At 62.0% G+C, this 17,442-nt stretch carries 14 protein-coding genes; 1 reads left to right on the plus strand and 13 read right to left on the minus strand.

Annotated elements, in window-relative coordinates; translation table 11 throughout:
- From WAW39_RS15165 to WAW39_RS15225, 13 genes are all read right to left on the minus strand, one after another.
- A partial coding sequence (locus tag WAW39_RS15165; protein WP_422320043.1) for an aminotransferase class III-fold pyridoxal phosphate-dependent enzyme occupies positions 1-1,303 on the minus strand: 1,303 nt, incomplete at its 3' end.
- 5 nt (positions 1,304-1,308) lie between these two features.
- Positions 1,309-2,820 carry a hypothetical protein gene (locus tag WAW39_RS15170; protein WP_422320044.1) on the minus strand — a complete coding sequence of 504 codons (1,512 nt, stop codon included), beginning with the start codon at positions 2,818-2,820 and terminating at the stop codon, positions 1,309-1,311.
- A gap of 300 nt (positions 2,821-3,120) precedes the next feature.
- Entirely contained in the window at positions 3,121-4,788 is a 1,668-nt protein-coding gene (locus WAW39_RS15175) for a phosphate ABC transporter substrate-binding protein (RefSeq protein WP_422320045.1), read from the minus strand.
- Positions 4,785-6,272, minus strand: a complete 1,488-nt coding sequence (locus WAW39_RS15180) for a hypothetical protein (protein WP_422320046.1) — start codon at positions 6,270-6,272, stop codon at positions 4,785-4,787. Before WAW39_RS15180 ends, WAW39_RS15175 begins: the two co-directional genes overlap by 4 nt.
- 148 nt (positions 6,273-6,420) lie before the next feature.
- Positions 6,421-8,895: an alpha/beta hydrolase fold domain-containing protein gene (locus tag WAW39_RS15185; protein ID WP_422320047.1), complete on the minus strand. Its 2,475-nt coding sequence runs from the start codon at positions 8,893-8,895 to the stop codon at positions 6,421-6,423.
- Positions 8,892-10,076: a hypothetical protein gene (locus WAW39_RS15190; RefSeq protein WP_422320048.1), complete on the minus strand. Its 1,185-nt coding sequence runs from the start codon at positions 10,074-10,076 to the stop codon at positions 8,892-8,894. Before WAW39_RS15190 ends, WAW39_RS15185 begins: the two co-directional genes overlap by 4 nt.
- Positions 10,073-10,810 (minus strand): phytanoyl-CoA dioxygenase family protein, encoded by a 738-nt coding sequence (locus WAW39_RS15195; RefSeq protein ID WP_422320049.1) that lies wholly within the window; start codon positions 10,808-10,810, stop codon positions 10,073-10,075. Before WAW39_RS15195 ends, WAW39_RS15190 begins: the two co-directional genes overlap by 4 nt.
- Complete coding sequence (locus tag WAW39_RS15200; RefSeq protein WP_422320050.1) at positions 10,807-11,658, minus strand: aldo/keto reductase; 852 nt, start codon at positions 11,656-11,658, stop codon at positions 10,807-10,809. The genes WAW39_RS15195 and WAW39_RS15200 overlap by 4 nt, the downstream gene beginning before the upstream one ends.
- 169 nt (positions 11,659-11,827) lie before the next feature.
- Complete coding sequence (locus WAW39_RS15205) at positions 11,828-13,198, minus strand: hypothetical protein (RefSeq protein ID WP_422320051.1); 1,371 nt, start codon at positions 13,196-13,198, stop codon at positions 11,828-11,830.
- A 28-nt stretch (positions 13,199-13,226) separates the two neighbouring features.
- A complete protein-coding gene (locus tag WAW39_RS15210) occupies positions 13,227-14,042 on the minus strand; it encodes an HpcH/HpaI aldolase family protein (RefSeq protein WP_422320052.1) in 816 nt (271 codons plus the stop codon).
- A gap of 8 nt (positions 14,043-14,050) precedes the next feature.
- The gene (locus WAW39_RS15215) at positions 14,051-15,250 is read right to left on the minus strand and encodes an SGNH/GDSL hydrolase family protein (RefSeq protein ID WP_422320053.1); all 1,200 of its coding nucleotides are present in this window, start codon (positions 15,248-15,250) and stop codon (positions 14,051-14,053) included.
- Between the two features lie 7 nt (positions 15,251-15,257).
- Positions 15,258-16,358 carry a sialidase family protein gene (locus WAW39_RS15220; protein WP_422320054.1) on the minus strand — a complete coding sequence of 367 codons (1,101 nt, stop codon included), beginning with the start codon at positions 16,356-16,358 and terminating at the stop codon, positions 15,258-15,260.
- Positions 16,359-16,373: 15 nt separating this feature from the next.
- On the minus strand, positions 16,374-17,135 hold the full coding sequence (locus WAW39_RS15225) for an RraA family protein (protein ID WP_422320055.1): 762 nt from the start codon (positions 17,133-17,135) through the stop codon (positions 16,374-16,376).
- Between the two features lie 67 nt (positions 17,136-17,202).
- Between WAW39_RS15225 and WAW39_RS15230 the strand changes: the two genes are divergently transcribed.
- The coding region (locus WAW39_RS15230) for a GntR family transcriptional regulator (protein WP_422320056.1) at positions 17,203-17,442 on the plus strand (240 nt) is incomplete at its 3' end.

Raw genomic sequence — 17,442 nt, forward strand, 5'->3', positions numbered from 1 at the left:
GGACATCGGCGAGTTTGACCTCATCCGGGGAGGCCAGGGTGGCGTAGCTGCCGAGATTCACGCGGCGCTTCACGGCGGCATTCACTTCATCATCGGCATGGCCGAGAAGGATGGCGCCGACGCCGCCGGTGAAGTCGGTGTAGCGTTTGTCATCGAGATCCCAGATGAATGCGCCTTTGGCACGGGAGAAATAGGAGGGCCACGACTGAGGATCGAAGAGATGCGCGCGCTTGGAAAGGAGGCCGGTGCCGCAGGAGATTTTTGTTTTTGCTTCCTCCCAGAGCTGGGGGCCGGAGGGAGCAGCCGGGGCGGGTTTGAGAAGGCGCAGCGCATTCTCGCAAAAGATGTCTTCCAGATCTCCCGGCGTCATGCCGGTGTCTTCGCAAGCTTCGCGCAGGCAGAGGAGAGACTCGATGCCGACGGTGGTGTACTGGCCGAAGATGGTCAGCTTGTCTCCGGTGATCTCCGGATGAATCCAGGTGAAGCCATCGCCCTGGGTGATGCAGGAACCGCGCAGTTCGCTGACCATGTAATCGCTGCCCCAAAGGACGCGGCGCGGGCCGAGAATCTCCAGCGCGGCTCGAAAGGCCCCGGCTTGCGTGACGGCGGAGGTGTCCACGACGACGTTGTCCAAATCGACGAGATGATGGAGGCCTTCGCGGGCGTGGCGGTAATTGAACGATCGGGCGACGTGCGCGAGCACGAGCTTGCAGCGCGGGTAACGGCGGCACAGGCGGCGGATGGAGGCCACATTGCGAGGATCGGTGATACCATCGGCCAGCATGATGTGCAACATCATGATTCCATCATGCGCATGGCAGAGCTCCCACATCCATTCGGGGGCGAAGGATTCGATTTCTGCTTCCTTCGTATCTGGCACGTCTGCGTAGAGGCGGTAGGGCTTGATGCCGACAAACACGCCCGTGCTCAGGAGTCGCTGAACTTCGGCGGGGTCATCCGTGGGTGCGGCGAGAACGAGTGCGCGTGAATTGCCCGTGCCATCCACCTGGGACTGCAGCCAGGCATTCTCCCCTGCCCGGTCATTTCCTGCGCTGGGGTAACCGAAGAACAGGCCCTCGACCTGACGTTCTGGAAGCCAGAGGCGCATGGCGGCCTGGAAGTCCTGCATGCCGTAGCCGCGGTCTTCATCCAAGAACACCGGGCGCCTTCCCGCCGCGAAATGACGTGAGTGGAAGAGATGCGTGTGAACATCGAAGACCTTGGCCGGCACGAAGCCGTCAATGGCGCGATGCAGAAGCTGGCGATCTGTATCGTTGAGTGCGGTGACAAGTGTGAGGGACATGGAGGTCAGTCGTTGAGGTAGATGGCATAGACCTTGGCGGCGCTGCCGGGTGGGAAGTTCACGCGGAGTGCGAACTTTTTGCCGGAGGGCAGAGGCTTGGGCCATGCGAGGGGGACGCGGACGCCGCTGGTGGTCAGTTTGATTTCGAAGCCGTCGAGCGGGTGGTCCAGGTGATCCAGAAGCTGTAGGGTGAGCGGAGCCTCTGGCGTGAGGCCGTCCACATTCAGGGCGATTTCCTTTGCGGTGAATGTGCTGGTGATGAAGTGGCCCTCCTCCTCCGCGACCTTGCGGGAGAGGGAGCCGAAGCCGTCGCGGCGGAGGGTGGCGAGGCCGATGTCCATGTTCTCCAGTTCACCGCCGGTGTTCCAGTGAGAATACCAGATCATGGTCTTGTCTCCTTCGTTCACGAAGGCGTGTCCCTGAAGGATGGCGATGTCGTCCCACTCGCCCTCTTTGCCGCGGGGGATGACTTTGAAGCCGGGGACGGGTTCGCGATAGTGCACGCCGTCGTTGCTGATCATGAGGCCGAGATCCACGCGCACGCCGTAGTTCCAGCTTTTGCCTTTCGGTGGGGCCTGCTCCGCATCCTGCCACATGCCGTGCAGACCGACCATGACATTGCCGCGATTCCATAACCCTGCGCCCATGTGCATCTGCTGGCCTTTGACCGGGGGATTGGCGAGCTGGCCGGGGCGTGCATAGGCGAAGGCTTTGGCCTTGGACCATGTGACGAAATCAGGGGAGCGATAGGCGAGCATGTCGCGCCCGATGTCGCTGCCATCCGCACGCCATGACCAGGGGCTGAGAAGCTGGCCGGTGGCATAGTAGAAGTCTCCGAAGTGATAAAGGCCGCTGACTTCAAAGCGCTCCCCTCCTGCGTTGGCCGGGCGGTCGCCGACGCATTTCCACTTCAAGCCGTCTGCGCTGGTGGCGGTGACAAAAGAGCCCCAGCGTTTCTCATTGGGCCCGATCTTGCTGCGGCCGCCTTTGACTTCGTCGATGGGCATGTGGGCGATGTAGGCGCACTTGTAGCGTTTTGTGGCGTCCGGCTCATCAGGCTCATAGAGCACGGAGAGGAAGTCATTCACGCGGGTCATGGACCAGGGCTCGCCTTCGATGCGGCAGATGTTGTTCTTCGTGCTGCCATTGAACTCGACGAGGCCGAGATCGGGCTTTGTCCACGTGATGCCGTCTTTGCTCTCTGCATAGCACATGGGCCGCCACCAGCCGGGGGCCTGGCCTTTCTGGATTTTCGCTTCATGCATGCCGAGGTACCACATGCGAAAGGTATCGCCCTGTTTGAGCACGGTGCCGTAGAGAACGGCGTGGCCGTGATCGGGTGATCCTGGGAGCCCGCTGCGGAGCACGGGGTTGGCGGGATGTTTTTGCGCGGTCTCCAGGGTGAGTTTGAGATTGTGCTGCCAGGCGATGTTGAGATCGTCGAAGGCGAAGAAGACTTGTTCAGCAGCTTGGAGCTGGAGCATCAGAGCGCTGAGGATGCAAAGGGTGAGCTTCATGGGCAAATTGTGAAGCCGGGAGAGAGTGTTGCGAGTGTAAAACGTTGGTCCGGTGTACGGACCAGCTAACGTCCGGCGGCATGCAACGACGAACTCATTTTCCTTCAATGAGCCTATCTCTTTCGTCAGCAAGAATATGGGAGGCCCCTCACCCCAGCCTCCCCCCAAAGGGCAAGCTGGACATTGCGATATCGTGGGTGGGGAGAGGCGAGTCGCTTTGCCTCCTCACGACGTCATGGGCCAGTAGAGCCATCAAGAACTCCAAAGCCTTCCCAGAACGAGCTAAAGCTCGTGAGCACTTTAATCGGCGCTGAGATCCGAGAAGAGCACGCACCAGTTCCACAAGGGATAGGGCTGGCCTGCGCGGGTGCCGTAGGTGGTGTCGGCAAAGGTGTGGATGGAGGGCGTGGGGTCGGAGTCGCGCAGATTGCCGTAGCTGAAGGAGCGCTGGACCACGAGAGGCTGCCCGGGCTGGAAGGGCACGCCGTTGCGGAGTTCTCCGGGTTCATACTGCAGCACAGTGACGCCGTTGACTTCTCTCACGGCACGAATGGCGACGCGGGTCGGCGGGCCGGAGAGGTTGACGACGAAGAAGGCACCTTCGGCGAGCAGCGGCTTGAGCTTCGCAGAAACGCTGGTGGTGAGCACGAGGTCCGCGCTTTGCTCCGGACCGGCGCGCACGGAGGCGATGACACCGAGGGCTACGGCATACGGGTGTCCGTAACTGATGCGGCAGGATTTGTCTGCGGGAAGAGATTGAGAGAGTCTGAGGCGCACCTGCGTGGACGCGATGACTTCGACTGCCGTGAGCGTGAGGGGCTTGCCGCTGCTGTCATGCACCCGAAAGCCTGCGAGTGAGGTGAAGCCATCCTTGGTGGCGATTTCCTGCCGTGCGAGGAAGGTGGTGTCGAGCACGAGAGGTGGATGTGGCACGGTGAAGTCGAGGAGGATGCTGGCGCGATCGGTGGCGAGTTTTGCTGAGCGGGGGCGCAGGGGCTGCCAGTCTTCGTTGCGATCCAGCACGCGGTGCATGACTTTGCCGACTTGCTCGCCCCACCAGCGTTCGCCGTCGGCGGAGAGATGGATGGGGTCGCCATGGCGGTCGGGTTTGGTGCGGCTGTTGATGGCGCTGGGCACGGCGTAATGGGGGCCGACAAGCCAGATGTTTTGATCGGCATCTGCCGCCATGAGCTGAGCTTCGCCCGCAGGGCCGAGGGTCTGATAGGTGAACATGGGCAGCTCGCCGCCCTGCCCCGTGATGGCGCACAGGTCTGCCGACCATTGTTTGCGATAAGCGATGAGTTGATCGCGATACCAGGCGAGTCCTGCGGGGCGTGGCAGTTCGGCATCCCAGCGCGTGGGCACGAGGCTGCCGGTGGGGCCGCCATTGCCTTCTCCCTGCATCCAGTAGAGGGCGGCGATGCGGAAGTTTGCGCCCATCGTTTTGGCCTGTGCCATGGCGCGGCGTGCATCATCCAGACTGGTGCGGTAGTAGCCGCCGCCGTGACGGCGTGATTCCGGGGTGCGTGGATCGGTGGAGAGATCGGCGATGGAGAGCTCTTGAATTTGACGACCGCCCTGCCCTGCATAGGCGACGAGAAAGCGTGAGGGTGACTGAGTTGCACGTGCTTTGTCATTTCCAAATCGCGCCGACTGCCAATGATCGGCCATGCCATTGGCCACGGTCTCACCCAGGCCGCCGTTTGTCTGCGCGCGGAGGGGCACGAGCTTGAACAACTCTGCGGGACGCAGCTCTGGTGTGGCGGAATTATCCTTGGCCAACCAGGTGCGCACTCCGCGCTGGAAGGTGAGATTTCCCCAGCCGGTATCTTCACTGGTGACAATGGGCAGGGACTCCGAGCCATCGCACAAGGACTGGCCCATCATCCAGATGCCGGAGATTTTTGGCGCTGTATCCGCAGCACCCGCCAGCCCCGTGAGTGCGAGGAGGATGAAGTGAAGTTTCACGGCGTGAACTGGAATGAGAAGATGTCGGCGTCCTTCATGGAGAAGCGCAGTCGCAGTGTCTTCCCGGCGAGCGTGCTGACATCCGCACCGGATTTCCAGGTGACTTTGCGGTCCAGTTCATTGCCGATCTGCATCACGCATTCCTCCAAGCCGAAGCCGGGGACGGGTTTGCCATCCGCGTCTTCAAAGCCGACCTTCACGCCACCGGCGGCGGAGGTGGAGAAGTTCAGCGAGAGCTCGCGCCCGGCAAAGATGAGCGGCTTGGTGATGGCATGGCCGCCTGCGTAGCCGCAATGCAGCGAGGCAAAGCCGTCTGTGCGCAGCGAGTAGCGGCGCATGTGCGCGGTGGGCTGTGCGTAATCCTGATTCACAAAGACGGACATCTCATGCGGCCCGGTGGGCACGACATTGAGAGCGGGATAGTTGGTGCGGGAGACCCAGTTCTGCGCGCCGATGCCGCCACGGATGAAGCCTTCCAGAAAGGTGCGGTCATACACACCGGCATGCGCGCCGCCCTCCGCCGGGCGTGTGGTCATGAAGATGGCGTCTGAGGTGTCTTTGAAATAACCGGGGTTTACATGGATGGCGGCGGCCTGCTCATCCGTAAGCACACGGCGGCCCGGCATGAAGCGCGCGGCGATGGCCACATAGAGGTGTGGCGCACGGAAGTAGGGATGCGTTTGATTGGTGTACAAATGCTCGACCGGGGCCTGCATGGAGGGATTGCGGTACTCCATGAGCACGGGGGCGGACCAGGTGCGGAAATCTTTGCTCTCGCTGCGGACGATGCGCCGGATGCCGCCCTCAAAGACGCGGTAGTAGGCCACGTATTTGTCTTCTGCTGCGGACCAGAAGGGCACGTTCTGCGAATCGAACATGTATTTGTAGGGCACCATGGCCTTGGTGATCACAGGCTCGGGACTGATCTTTTCCCAGCGCAGGCCGTCGGGGGATTTCCAGGCAGTGAGGCCGCCGCCCTCCATCGTGCCGCCAAAGGCTTTGAAGCGCTCGTCCTCAGGCACGCCGGGGCGCGCATCGCGGAAGGGGCTGAAGTTGTGCGTGGCGGTGTGCGCTTTCATGAGCACGACGTTGTTTTTGCGTGTGCCCATCACTTCATACAGGCCCAGCTCGGGCTTGGTCCATTGGCGGCCGTCGGCGGATTCTGCGACGCAGGTCAATTCCTCCTCGCTGCCGTCTTTGTTGGCCACGGCCTTGCCACGGTAGTAGGCGCGCAGGCGGCCGTCTGCGAGAGTGACTAGGGTGGCGTAGCCGCTGAAGAGGCCCTCCCATGGCTGGTCAAACTTAAAGGCCACGCCTTCATCACGCGGGGTCTGCTGTTGCAGGTGCGTGCCGCTGAAGCTCTCGATCAAAAAGGAATCGGCAAACAGTTCGCGACGGCTGCCGATGTTGATTGGCGAATCGGCTGCGGCGAGAGTGCTGGCGAGCAGCAGTAGAGAAGTGAAGAGTGAGGATGCGGGCTTCATGGTGGGTAACTTTTCAGGTTTCGGAGGAAACAGGTGCGGCAGATTATGGGAGCTTTGTTTCTCCCCTCACCCGGCCTCTCCCCGAAGGATGCCCCGAGCTATGATGTTTAGGACGGGGAGAGGGGTTCTGCGCTGGATGGCTTTGAGACTAGTTGCCATGGTTGATTGGTTTGAGGTGTTGCAGCAGGAGATCCTGCATGGTGGTGGCTGGTTTGCCATCCTGTGGGTGGTGCACCGCGCAGGGCACGCCGAGAGGCTGCAGTACTTCTTGCAGCATGAGGGCATGGAGGACGCTGTGGCTGGGATCGGTCTGCGGCTGGCCTTTGACGGGGGGCTTGTCGTCCTTGGTGTAAACAACATAGGCGGGAGGATCGTCGGCGCTGACGTGGGCGATGGGTGACCAGAGGGGGATGTCTGCGAGGTGCTGCGTGCGGTTTGCGAGGAAGAGCGGGAAGGTTTCTTTGCGCGACTTGTCCATGGGATAGCCGAAGGCGTGGGCGCCGTATTCGCTGTTGGGGATCCATTCGATGAGCTGCTGCGGATCAAACGAAGCTTGCGGGGCTTTGGTGGCGGTGAAGAGGAGGCGGGTGGATTCGCGGGCGATGGGATCGGTGCTTTGCGGATCGGCCATGTCAGCGTGCATGGCGAGCCAGAGGGAGGAGCAGCCCCCGGCGCTGACTCCGCTGGCGGCGATGCGTGTTTTATCGAGGTGCCATTCCTCGGATTTCGAGCGGAGGAACTGCAAGGCACGCGCGGCATCTTGCAGGGGCCATTGCAGCGGCGGCGTGACCTTGGCGGCGTTGGCATCCATGAGGAAGCGGTAGTTGATGGAGGCGACGGAGATGCCGGCAGTGAGGAATGCGCGCACGTCGAGGTGCTGATGGATGTCCGTCTTGTCCTGCGCGGCCCAACCGCCGCCGTGGATGTAAAAAACGACTGGGGTGGGCTGCTTCGATTTCGCGAGCCAGACGTCCATCGTCTGACGGAAATGGGTGCCGTAGGCCACATCGGTGAAGGTCGCGGGTGTGGCATCGAGTTTCTCGGTAGCGTATTTTTTCTGCACTTCCGTAGGCGGCATCCAGCCGGTGGGGCGCTGCACATCGGGTGTGTAAGCGCAGGTGATGAAGTAGAGGCCGTGGGCGGGGAGCTTGTGCGGGGGCACGTTTACCTGCACCTGCGTGAAGCCGTCGGCGAACCAGCTTTCGTAGCCGTCGGTTGCATCTGTCTTTAACACGGCACCATTGAGGCGCACTTCGAGTTGTTTGGGCGCGGGATAGGGCAGGCGCAGGCGGAAGCCGATGCCGTGGGTGAATTTGGCGTCGGTCTTGGCGGCGAGGAGTTGCTCTGGAGTTTGCTCCATGGCGACTTTGAGTTCAGGGCCGGTTTTGATGAAGCGCTCGACCTCGGTGGTGGAGTCGCCGAGGAGGGAGCGGAAGTCGTTGCGGGCGACGGCGTGCTTGGCTGCTGCGGTGGTGGCGACGACGAAGGTCTCGCGGCCTACGGTCTGCGGATAGAGAAAACCGAGGGCGAAGTCGCTCTGCTGATTCCACAATTCTACGCGGCTGGTGCGGCGTGCGGAGGCTGTGGCGCCATACGCGGTGACGTAATGGCCGACGAAGTGGCGCATGCGATTCACGGGATAGCCGGGGGATTTTTCATCCAGCCACGCGCCATTGCCGATGCGCATGAGGCCCTGCATGCGGGCGACGAGGCTCTGCTCCCACGCAACTTCCTGCGTGAGCAGCATGGTGTGGTATTTGGCGTAGCCGTAGTGCGCGGAGTAAAACATGGGCATGCCATGCCAGAGCTTGCGCCCCAGGGGTGCGAGCTCGGGGCCCCAGAAGGTGCGCTGGGCATCTGCCTCGAAACGATCGGAGGGAAATCCCGCTGCGCGCCCGGCATCGATCATGGCCTCCGTGACGCGCCAGTCCCAGGGACGCAGGGCGTAGTTTGAATACGCGCCGCCGGTGACCTCCGTCATGATCTGGCCGTGATACATGCGGCGTGCGCCGAGCTGCGCGGGGGCGTATTCCTGCAGACCGGTGCCATGCAGGTCGGCGTGAACTTCGGGCTGGTAGTCGTCGATCACGGAAAGCACAGCGATGAGTTCTGGGGCATCCTCGGGCTTGGTGAGGGTGAGGGTCTTTACATCCCAGAGTTTGCCGATGCGTCCGCTGCCGGTGTAGGGATCGACGCCGTGCTCGTTGCGGAAGCGGTCGGTGTAAAACATGGCCAGCGGATTGACGCAGGGCATTACGAGGATGATCTGCTTGCGCCGCGTTTCCACGGCCAGGGGATCGTCGCTGAGGCACCATTCGGCGAAGGCGAGTGCGCCCGTGGTCCCTGTGCGCTCAGGGCCGCTGTGCAGGGTGGTGATGAGGCAGATTTGCTTGTCTGCGGCGGGCACCGTGGCGTCGGTGATCTTCAGCAGATACACCGGCATGTTTTGGCCGCTCATGCCGCGCGATTCGAGCGTCATGCGCTTGGGAAACTTTTGCCGCCAATGCGTCAGTGTGCCCACATATTCCTCCCAGATGAGGCGGTGCATGGGCGGGTAGGTCTCCTGCGCGCTGAGAGGTATCAGCACCGAGAGGAGGATGAAGATGAGCAGGGCCGTCTTCATGGTTTGAAATCTTTCGGCACGAGCTTCATCAATTCATGGAGGTCAGCGCCCACCGAGCCGCTGCCCTCGGGGAAGGATTTGCCGTTGATGAGACAGTTTTCCCAAGTGGCGGCGCCAGCGACTTTGATGTCCATGTTTTCGAAGGTGCAGTGCTTTGCCTCAAGCACGGCACGCAGAGCGACGCTGCCGGTGAGGGGCTCAGCAAGGCGGCGAATGAAGACGTTCTTCATCTGCATCCGGCAGTCGCCGGTTGTGCGGCCTGTGATGGAGAGCGGGTTCTGTGCCGATGAAAACACCAGCGCATTCGTGAGGGTGTAGCGGCCTTCGTCGAGGAAGTAGAGATCGAAGCCGATGTTCTTCGCGAGGAAGACGTTTTTATAGCTGGTCTGCGCGGTGCCGGTGTCAGTGATGCCGGTGCTGTTGCCAATGCTCACAAAACCGTCGACGCGATACTGCGCGGACTCATGCGCGCTGATGCCGTCATCTCCGCATTCGATGGCGGCGACGTTTTCAAAGAGCACGTCGCGGCAGTCGCCATGGATGTTGAAGCCGTCGTTGTAGGGATGCGCGGCTGTGAGGTTCTTGATGACGAGGTGCGCATTGTCGCCGCTGAACTGCACGCCTGCGCTGCGCATGGGGGCAGAGATATTAGCATCGGCGAGTTTCTGGCCCGCAGGGAGTTTGAGGTAGAAGGTGCCGTAGATCTGCTTGGAGGGTGGCTTCTCGCGCGAGGGATCTTTGACGAAGGTCCATTCGCCGGGCTGGAGTTCTTCAGGTTTTTTGAGCGGTGCGCTGCGTCCTTTGGACGTGCGGCCCATGTGCTGCATCTGCCCGTTCCATAAAAAGAACCAGCGGCCGATGATGGCGTCATCATTGCGTGCGATGAGATGGTCATTGGCAAAGAGTCCGGGCGACACTTCAGTCCACTGCGCTGGGTCAATGGGATCGCTGCCTTCCAGTGTCGCGCCATGTCCATCCAGCGTGATGGGTTTGCCGGGCTCGCCTTTCTTGTTGTAGAAACCGGCATAGTCACGATACACCTTGGGTTCGAGATGGATGACGTCTCCCGGCAGCGCGGCCTTGATGGCATGAGCGATGGTGGGCGCGTCTTTGCCGACGTGAATGTCACGCGCAATGGCACCTGTGGCGACGAGAAGCAGGACGATAAAGCCGGTTTTCATGCGGGAGGGGTCATGGCCACAGCGGTGGCGTAGGCTTCCTTCAGTTTGGGATCCGTCTGCGTATGGCTGCCACGATAGACGAGCAACAGGCCAAGGCGGGAGTAGTCCGTGGTGTTGGGCGCGGAGTGGTGGATCGTTTCGCACTGATGGATGGTGGCATCTCCGGGAGCGAGCAGTCCGCAGAATTGTTCACTGAGCGGCACGGGAGACGGAGTGGCCATGCCGATGCTGTTGCCGCGCACGCCGCTGGGCTTGGTGGGTTGCATGCCGTCCTTGTGCGAACCTTTGACGAAGAAGACCGGACCATTCGCCTCTGTGACGGCATCAATGGCGATCCAGACGGTGAGCATGTCCGGTGGAGATTGGCAGAAGTAGGCGTTGTCCTGGTGATAGGGCACACCGGAGCCGATGCGGGCGGGCTTGTTGAAGGTCTCGACACCGACCAAGATGGGGTCGCCATGGACCAGCGGAGCGACGAGCGCACGGATGTCTGCGCGTTCGCCGAGGTGGTGGAACCACTCGTTGTATTTTTCGAGACGCCAGAGATTGCGCACGGTCTTGTCATCCTTCTCGAAGGTGCGGGCATCGACGGGCTGTGCGCTGAGATCATCGCGGATGTAACGCCCAAGTTCTGCACGCACAGCGGACACTTCGTCAGCGGTGAGAAACTGAGGAATGAGCACGACGCCGTCGCGTTCATAATCGGCGAGGCGCTGGGTGGATTCTGTGTTCATGCGGAGAGTTCGGCAAAGAGTGCGGGGTCATCGAGATCGAGGCCGGCGAAGGCCTGGTCGAGATGCGCCGGTGTGCGACCACCGACGAGCACGGAGGCGATGCCCGGCTGATGCAGCGCCCAGGCCAGGGCGAGATGCGCCTGCGAGTGACCGGTGCGCGCAGAGACGGCTTCAAGCGTCGCCAGACGGCGATACGAATCGCTGTGAAAATAGACGTCCTGATGTGCGGGAACGAGATCGAAACGCGATCCGCTTTGCACCCCCTGCTGGTGCTTGCCGGTGAGAAATCCGGCACCCAGCGGGCTGTAGGTGACGATGGCGACGCCGCGCGCCGCGCAGTGCTCACGCAAGGCATCGCTCACGTCACTGACCGCGAGGTTGTGGTTGTTCTGCACGACGCTGAAGCGCGGCCCTGCGGCCTGAAGATGCTCAAGAGTGACGTTGCTGAGACCGAGCGCCCTCACCCTGCCGGAGTGCAGGAGTTCATCGAGCACGGGGCCAGCGGCGGGCACACTGTCATGCCACTGATGCAAATAGAGCAGATCGATTTGATCGACGCCGAGGCGCTCCAGGCTGGCACGGATGTCGATGCGATCATACGGAGGCAGGATCTTGGTGGCGATGGTGATGCCACTGGGGCGGCGAGAGGCCAGCCAGCGGCCGAGGATGCTTTCTGAGGCTCCGCCGCCGTAGGCAGAGGCGGTATCGAAGAGACGAACGCCACGCGCGAGGGCGTGATCAAGCAGCGCGAAGGAGGCGGGCTCGTCAATCTCACGCCCCAGAGTCACGCAGCCGAGACCGATCAGGCTGACCGGCAATGCTGCGGGCGTGATGGTTGTGAGGTTCATGGAAACTGGATGCTTTCGCCAATGAAGCGGGCGCGCGAGCCGAGGTGACGCTGGATGCGGAGCACTTCGTGAATGACTCTTATAAAGCTCTGCGCTCCGGCGGAGGCGCGCTGAGAACAGCCCGCCCTGCCATGTACCCAGAACGTTCGAGCGTTGCAGCGCAGGCTCCTCACGGCTTTCCTCCCAGCAACTGTTGCATGGCCGACGTCAGCACCTGCTCGACCTCTGGTGCGACGTTGGAGGAGGTGGGGCCGGTTTCGTAACCGCCTTCGGGGTAGGCGGCGGCGGTGCCGATGTAGCCGGGGCCGTAGTTGCCATAGGCGGCCATCATGACGTGAAGATCAGGACGCATGGCTTTGGCGGCGAGCTGGTATTCGACGAAGAGTTCGCCGGGGAGGTGCAGCATGCGTGAGTCGCCTATTTGGAGGCAGGTGATGTCGATTTCGTGCCCGGCTTTGATGCGGCGGACAAAGGCGAGCTGATCGGCGAAGGAGATGTAACCTTTGGCTTCGGTGGCTTTGAGCTTGGCGGTCAGATCTTCTTCGTTGAGCCGGGGTGAGAGAGGCAGTTTAACGGGGACATTGCCCCAGCCGATGTCGGCGGCTGTGAGCGGCAGCTTCGTGGTCTTGTCATAGGCTTCGCGCATGCCGGCGGCGAGACGGGTGGCGAGGATGACGCGGTTGCTCTGTGTGCCATCGTTGTATTTCCCTGCTGCGACATTGCCACCAGCACCGTTGAAGTGGACATGCAGCGCGGCGTTCACATCCTGACCACGGATGAAGCGTGCGATGCCGGGGAAGTCCGGACTGGGAATGCCGAGGCGGTAGTAGCTCTGCGGATGGCAGGCGTAGGCGCTGAGCACGGCGATGGGCTTGTCGCCGTTCCAAAAGCTGAGCAATGAGACGACGGGATCGATGAGGCCTTCGGGCAGGGAGATGAGGCCTTCGATCTTGCAACTGCTGCCGCGCATGCGTCCCACCTTGCCCTCTGGGGTGCGCTCCACGCGGCGGTTTGAGGCCACTTCTTTGACCACGGCTTCGCCGTAGCCGTAGTGGGTGGCGGGCTGGGCATTGGGCAGCGCTGCGCGAATGGCATCAGCTGCGCGCTGGATGACCTGGCAATGAAAGGTGCCTTCAAAGCGTGTGTAGCCTTTCACATCGAGTTCTTTGATGAGCTTCTCTGCCGTGAAGTCGCAGCCCGGAGCGTCATGCTGATGCAGCGTGTGCACGGCAACTCGGCCTGGCACGGTGCCGGCCGCCTCTGCGAGCGCGGCGCGAAAGGCATCGTGGCCTTCATTGGCAATGCCGATCCAATCCACCGCGCAGAGCACGATGGGCTGACCGCCGCCAAGGATGACGATGCCACGGCAGCGGAGGGTGAGATCATCCACGCGCTTCACCGGATCATAGGCCATCGCGGCACCGAGCGGTGGTGTGGCATCCACATCAAAGGTGGCGATGCGCACGGACTCGGCGGCGTGTGCGGCATTCCACAAACAGATGGGTGAAAGGAAAAACGCGAGAACGAGGAGAGCTTTCATGATGTGGGAATGAACAGAACGCTCCTCATCAATAGGTCTTGCCCGCAGGGATGGCCGCTTGGCCGGAGATTTCGCTGAGCACGCTGTCAAAGTCGGCGGCGCAGGCGCTGAGATGCGCGTGCAGTGCGCCGAATTCGCTGCCGAGCACGACGAATTGCGCGCCAAGCTCGATGATCGTTTTCGCATCTGCAGCGCTGCCGACGGGTCGGCCCCAGGTCTTGCCGTGTTTGCGGCAGGCGGCGGCGATCTGCTTTTGCACATCGAGCATCACGGGATCATTCACGGCAGGCGTGCAGCCGAGGCGCAGGGACATGTCACCGGGGCCGAGAAAGAGAACATCCACACCGGGCACGGCGACGATCTCTTCAACATTAGCGAGCGCGGCGGGGGTTTCGATCTGAGCCACCAGGAAGGTCTCGCGGTTGGCCTGCTCAATGTAATCATCGGGCTTGCCGATCCAGTAGTCGGCATCGCGACCGCCGCCGCAGAAGCCGCGATCGCCGAGGGGTGGGAACTTGATGGCATTGACCAAAGCGCGGGCTTCATCCGCGCTGCCGACGTGGGGGATCATCAACCCGGCGGCACCGTCTTCGAGCAGGCGGTAGAGGCTGTTCTTTTCCTTCGTGGACGCACGCCACACGCAGTCGATGTCCGCCGCGTGATGACGGCCCAGCATGGTTTCGGCTTCGCGGGGTTCCCACACACGGTGCTCGGCATCGAGCCAGATGCCGTCGTATTTGAAGTGTGCGGCGATGGCCGGGAAGAAGGCGATGGGCGAGCCAGTGCAGCAGATGCGGGCGACTTGGCCGGAACGGATTTTGGCGAGGACTTTGGAGCGTCTCATAAAAGGGGTCAGGGTTGATGGTGGGCGAGCCAGGTGGAGAGGATTTCGAGCAGCGGCGTGGTGTCGCCGCTGCGGCGTGTGATCATGGAAAGGTCCTGGGCCTGGATGAGGCGCAGTGCGAGAGCTTCGTGGCGGCTCTCTTCCTGGCTGAGTGCGGGTTTTGCCGCAGAAGGCAAGGCCACCACCACATCCCACTGCTGTACGCCGAAGCTGAGAGACCAGTTCATGATCCATGAATAGTCGTGATGAAACTGCACCTGATCTTGCAGCGGGAGTTCAGCAGGCACGGCGATGAGGACGAGATCCTGCTTCATGCTGCGCACCTTGCGCGCGAAGAGTTCAAGCTGCGCGAGGGTCTGGCCTGCAACAGGCCAGGGAGTGACTTTGACGACGGCAGCGGGATAGAGGCGCTGCAAGGCAGGCGTGATGAGTGTGTCGTATGGAGGCATGGCGAGCACCTGAATGGGCTGGCCGGCTTTGAGCTTTGCGAAGGTGTGCGACAGCGGAGACGCGGGTGGGCCGACTTCGCGGAGTGAAACGGTGCGGCCGGTGATGGCGTGGGCGATTGTTTCGGCGAAGAGTTTGTGGCCGGCCATGTTGGGATGAATGGTATCGCTGAGGAGGAGATTCCATTCGGAGGCATCGGCGGCGTGCACGGCCTCGAATGCGGCGTAGCAATCGGCCACGACGAGCGTCTCCTCTTTGGCCACGTCACGAATGGCCTGCGTGAATTCAGCGAGACGGGCTGGGGGACGCCGCGGGGTTTCGATGATGGAGTTCTGCGTGCAGAGTACTACTTCGGCTCCGCTTTTCTGGCAGCGGGTGATCATCTCGCGGAGGTTCTTTTTGAAGATGTCCACGGGTGTGCCGACCAGATCGTTCATGCCGAACATGATGGTCACGAGATGGGGCTTGTGCGCGAGCACGTCACGCTCAAGGCGCTTGAGGCCGCCTGTGGTGGTGTCGCCACTGATGCCGGCATTGTGCACGCTGAGCTGCGCCTGGGGGTGGAGCTGCTGGAGCGCGAGCTGAAGCATTTCGGCATACGCGCGGCGGCCGCCGCTGTGATAATAGACGCCGGTGATGCTGTCGCCGATGCAGACGATGCGCACGGGCTCCTTGCCTGCGGCGAGCAAGGCTGCGGTTTTGAGCGGTGCTGCGGGAAGCAGATTGGCGCAGAAGCAGAGGAGGAGAATGAGTGAGCGCATGGGAGGATCAGGGTTGCTTCAGCCAGTCGAGAGTGATGCGGCGGATGCGCAGGCGATTGAGGGCACCCACTTTGCTGTCGCCAGCGCAGTAGCCGATGAGCATGGCATCGCCGACGAAATGGATGGCGGTGTAGTGATAGAGGCCGTCGGGATCATTCTCGATGAGCTTGCGCCTGGGCCAGGTCTTGCCGCCGTCTGTGGAGATGGCCGCGACGAAGGGGTTGCGCTTTTTGGGCGGGAACGGGAACATGCCGGAGTGGTCGTTGTAGATGGCCAGCAGGTCGCTGCTGCCGGGCAGGCGTTTGATGCTGGCGGGGCCGTTCGGAGATTTCATTTCCGTGGGCTCGGGTGGCGAGAATGTTTTGCCTGCGTCGGTGGAGAAGAAGCCGTACTGCGCGCCCTGATCCGTGCGGCACCAGGAGAAGAGGCCGCCGTCTGCCAGCTCCACCACGCCGGGCTCCTGCAGACCGCTGCCGCTGCGCACGGGCATGGCCCACCAGCTGGAGGATTCCGTCCAGGTGGTGCCTTCGTCATCGGAATAGATCCAGGTGGCGATGGCGCGTGCGTCCCAGGATTTGCTGGTGTTGGGATCGGTGCCGCGTGAACGGTGGAAGGCCAGCGGGATGATGATGCGGCCTTTGCTCGTTTGGATGACGCGGTCGTTGTTCATCACGAAGTAACCGGGGGCCTGCTGCACGAGCTTGGGCTCGGTCCAGGTCTCGCCTTCATCTGTGGAGATGCGCATGTGCGGGCGGCAGTCGATCCAGCTGTTTTTGATGCAGTAAAACATGGCGAGCTTGCCGCTGGCGAGGCGAAGGAGGGAGACGCTCATCACATTGTCGCCGCCGGTGTTTTCCACCACGGTGACGGGCTGGCTCCAGGTGCGGCCCTGATCATCCGAATGAATGCGCACGATGCGGGCTGGGCTCTCATCCCCCGCGCCGCCGTAAAAATGTGAGTAGCAGAAGATGATGCGACCGGAGGCGAGCGTGGCGAAGGAGCCTTCGGAGTTGCGCGGATTCTCCTTGGTGGGATCAAGATTGAGAGTGATGATACTTTCGGCGTGCGCCATGCAGGCGAAGGCGAGACAAAGGGCGATGAGTTTCATGGTGGCTGGTTGGAGTTACCACTCGCCCTGACGGGCAAACTGGCTTTTCACATTGGCACTGAACTGGGTGATGCTGGCTTCAAGATTGGCGACGAGTTCGTCCGTGCTCAGGCCTGCTGCATTGCGAGCGGCGGGGATGACGGTGGCGCATTCATTGGCGTCCATGAAGCGGGCGGCTTCGAGCAGCCTGGGCTGGTCTTCCTCGGGGATGACCATGAAGCCGTGCTTGTCGGCGTGGATGAAATCATCGGGCTTTACGGTGCGGCCAAAGACCTCGACCTCGCAGCCCCAGCGCACGGGGTGAACGAAGGCGTGGCCGACGCAGAGACGGCGGGCGAGCGCTTTGAAGCCCGCGTTGGTCATTTCATCCAGATCGCGGATGGCACCGTCGGTGATGGTGCCGACGCAGCCGAGGGCGCGGAACATGTTGGCGCTCACCTCGCCCCAGGCGGAGCCGAGCACGCGGGGTTTGTCGAGGTCTTGGACGACGATGATCTTCGGTCCGGGGACGCTGGCGATGTAGCGGCGGAACTCAGCCCCGGCATTTGGATTCGTCTGGCGGTGCGCGACGTTTGAGGGCTCGATGACGAGCGTGACGGCGTAGCCGACCATGGGGCCCATCTGCGGCATGAAGTCGCGGGTTTCCTCAATATTGAAGGCATCGGTGCCTGCATTGTGCCGGGTGATCTGCTCCCAGCCGTTGTAGATGGTGGGAGTGTTCCAGCGTTTGAGCTGAAGCAGGTCGCTGTGCGAGAGGTGGCGTGCTTTGGAAGACATGGAACTGAAACAGGCTGCTGAAACGATTTGTCACAACGGCTTGATTCTGGTCTGTTGTCCAAACCAGATGAAGCCCGCGACCTCCTCCAGTCCCAGATTGCCTCAGCGCATCTCTCTTGTCACCCTGACGGCGCAGAGCCTGCGCGAGTCCATGCAGGCCGGGCACTGGCATGGCCATCTGCCGGGGGAGCGGGAGCTGTGCGCACGCCTGCAGGTGAGCCGCCACACGCTGCGCGGCGCGCTGCATGAGCTGGAGCGCGACGGCTTTCTGGAAGTGTCTGACCGACAGCGGCGGCGCATCAAGACG

It is taken from the genome of Prosthecobacter sp. (assembly GCF_049294395.1).
Classification (GTDB): domain Bacteria; phylum Verrucomicrobiota; class Verrucomicrobiia; order Verrucomicrobiales; family Verrucomicrobiaceae; genus Prosthecobacter.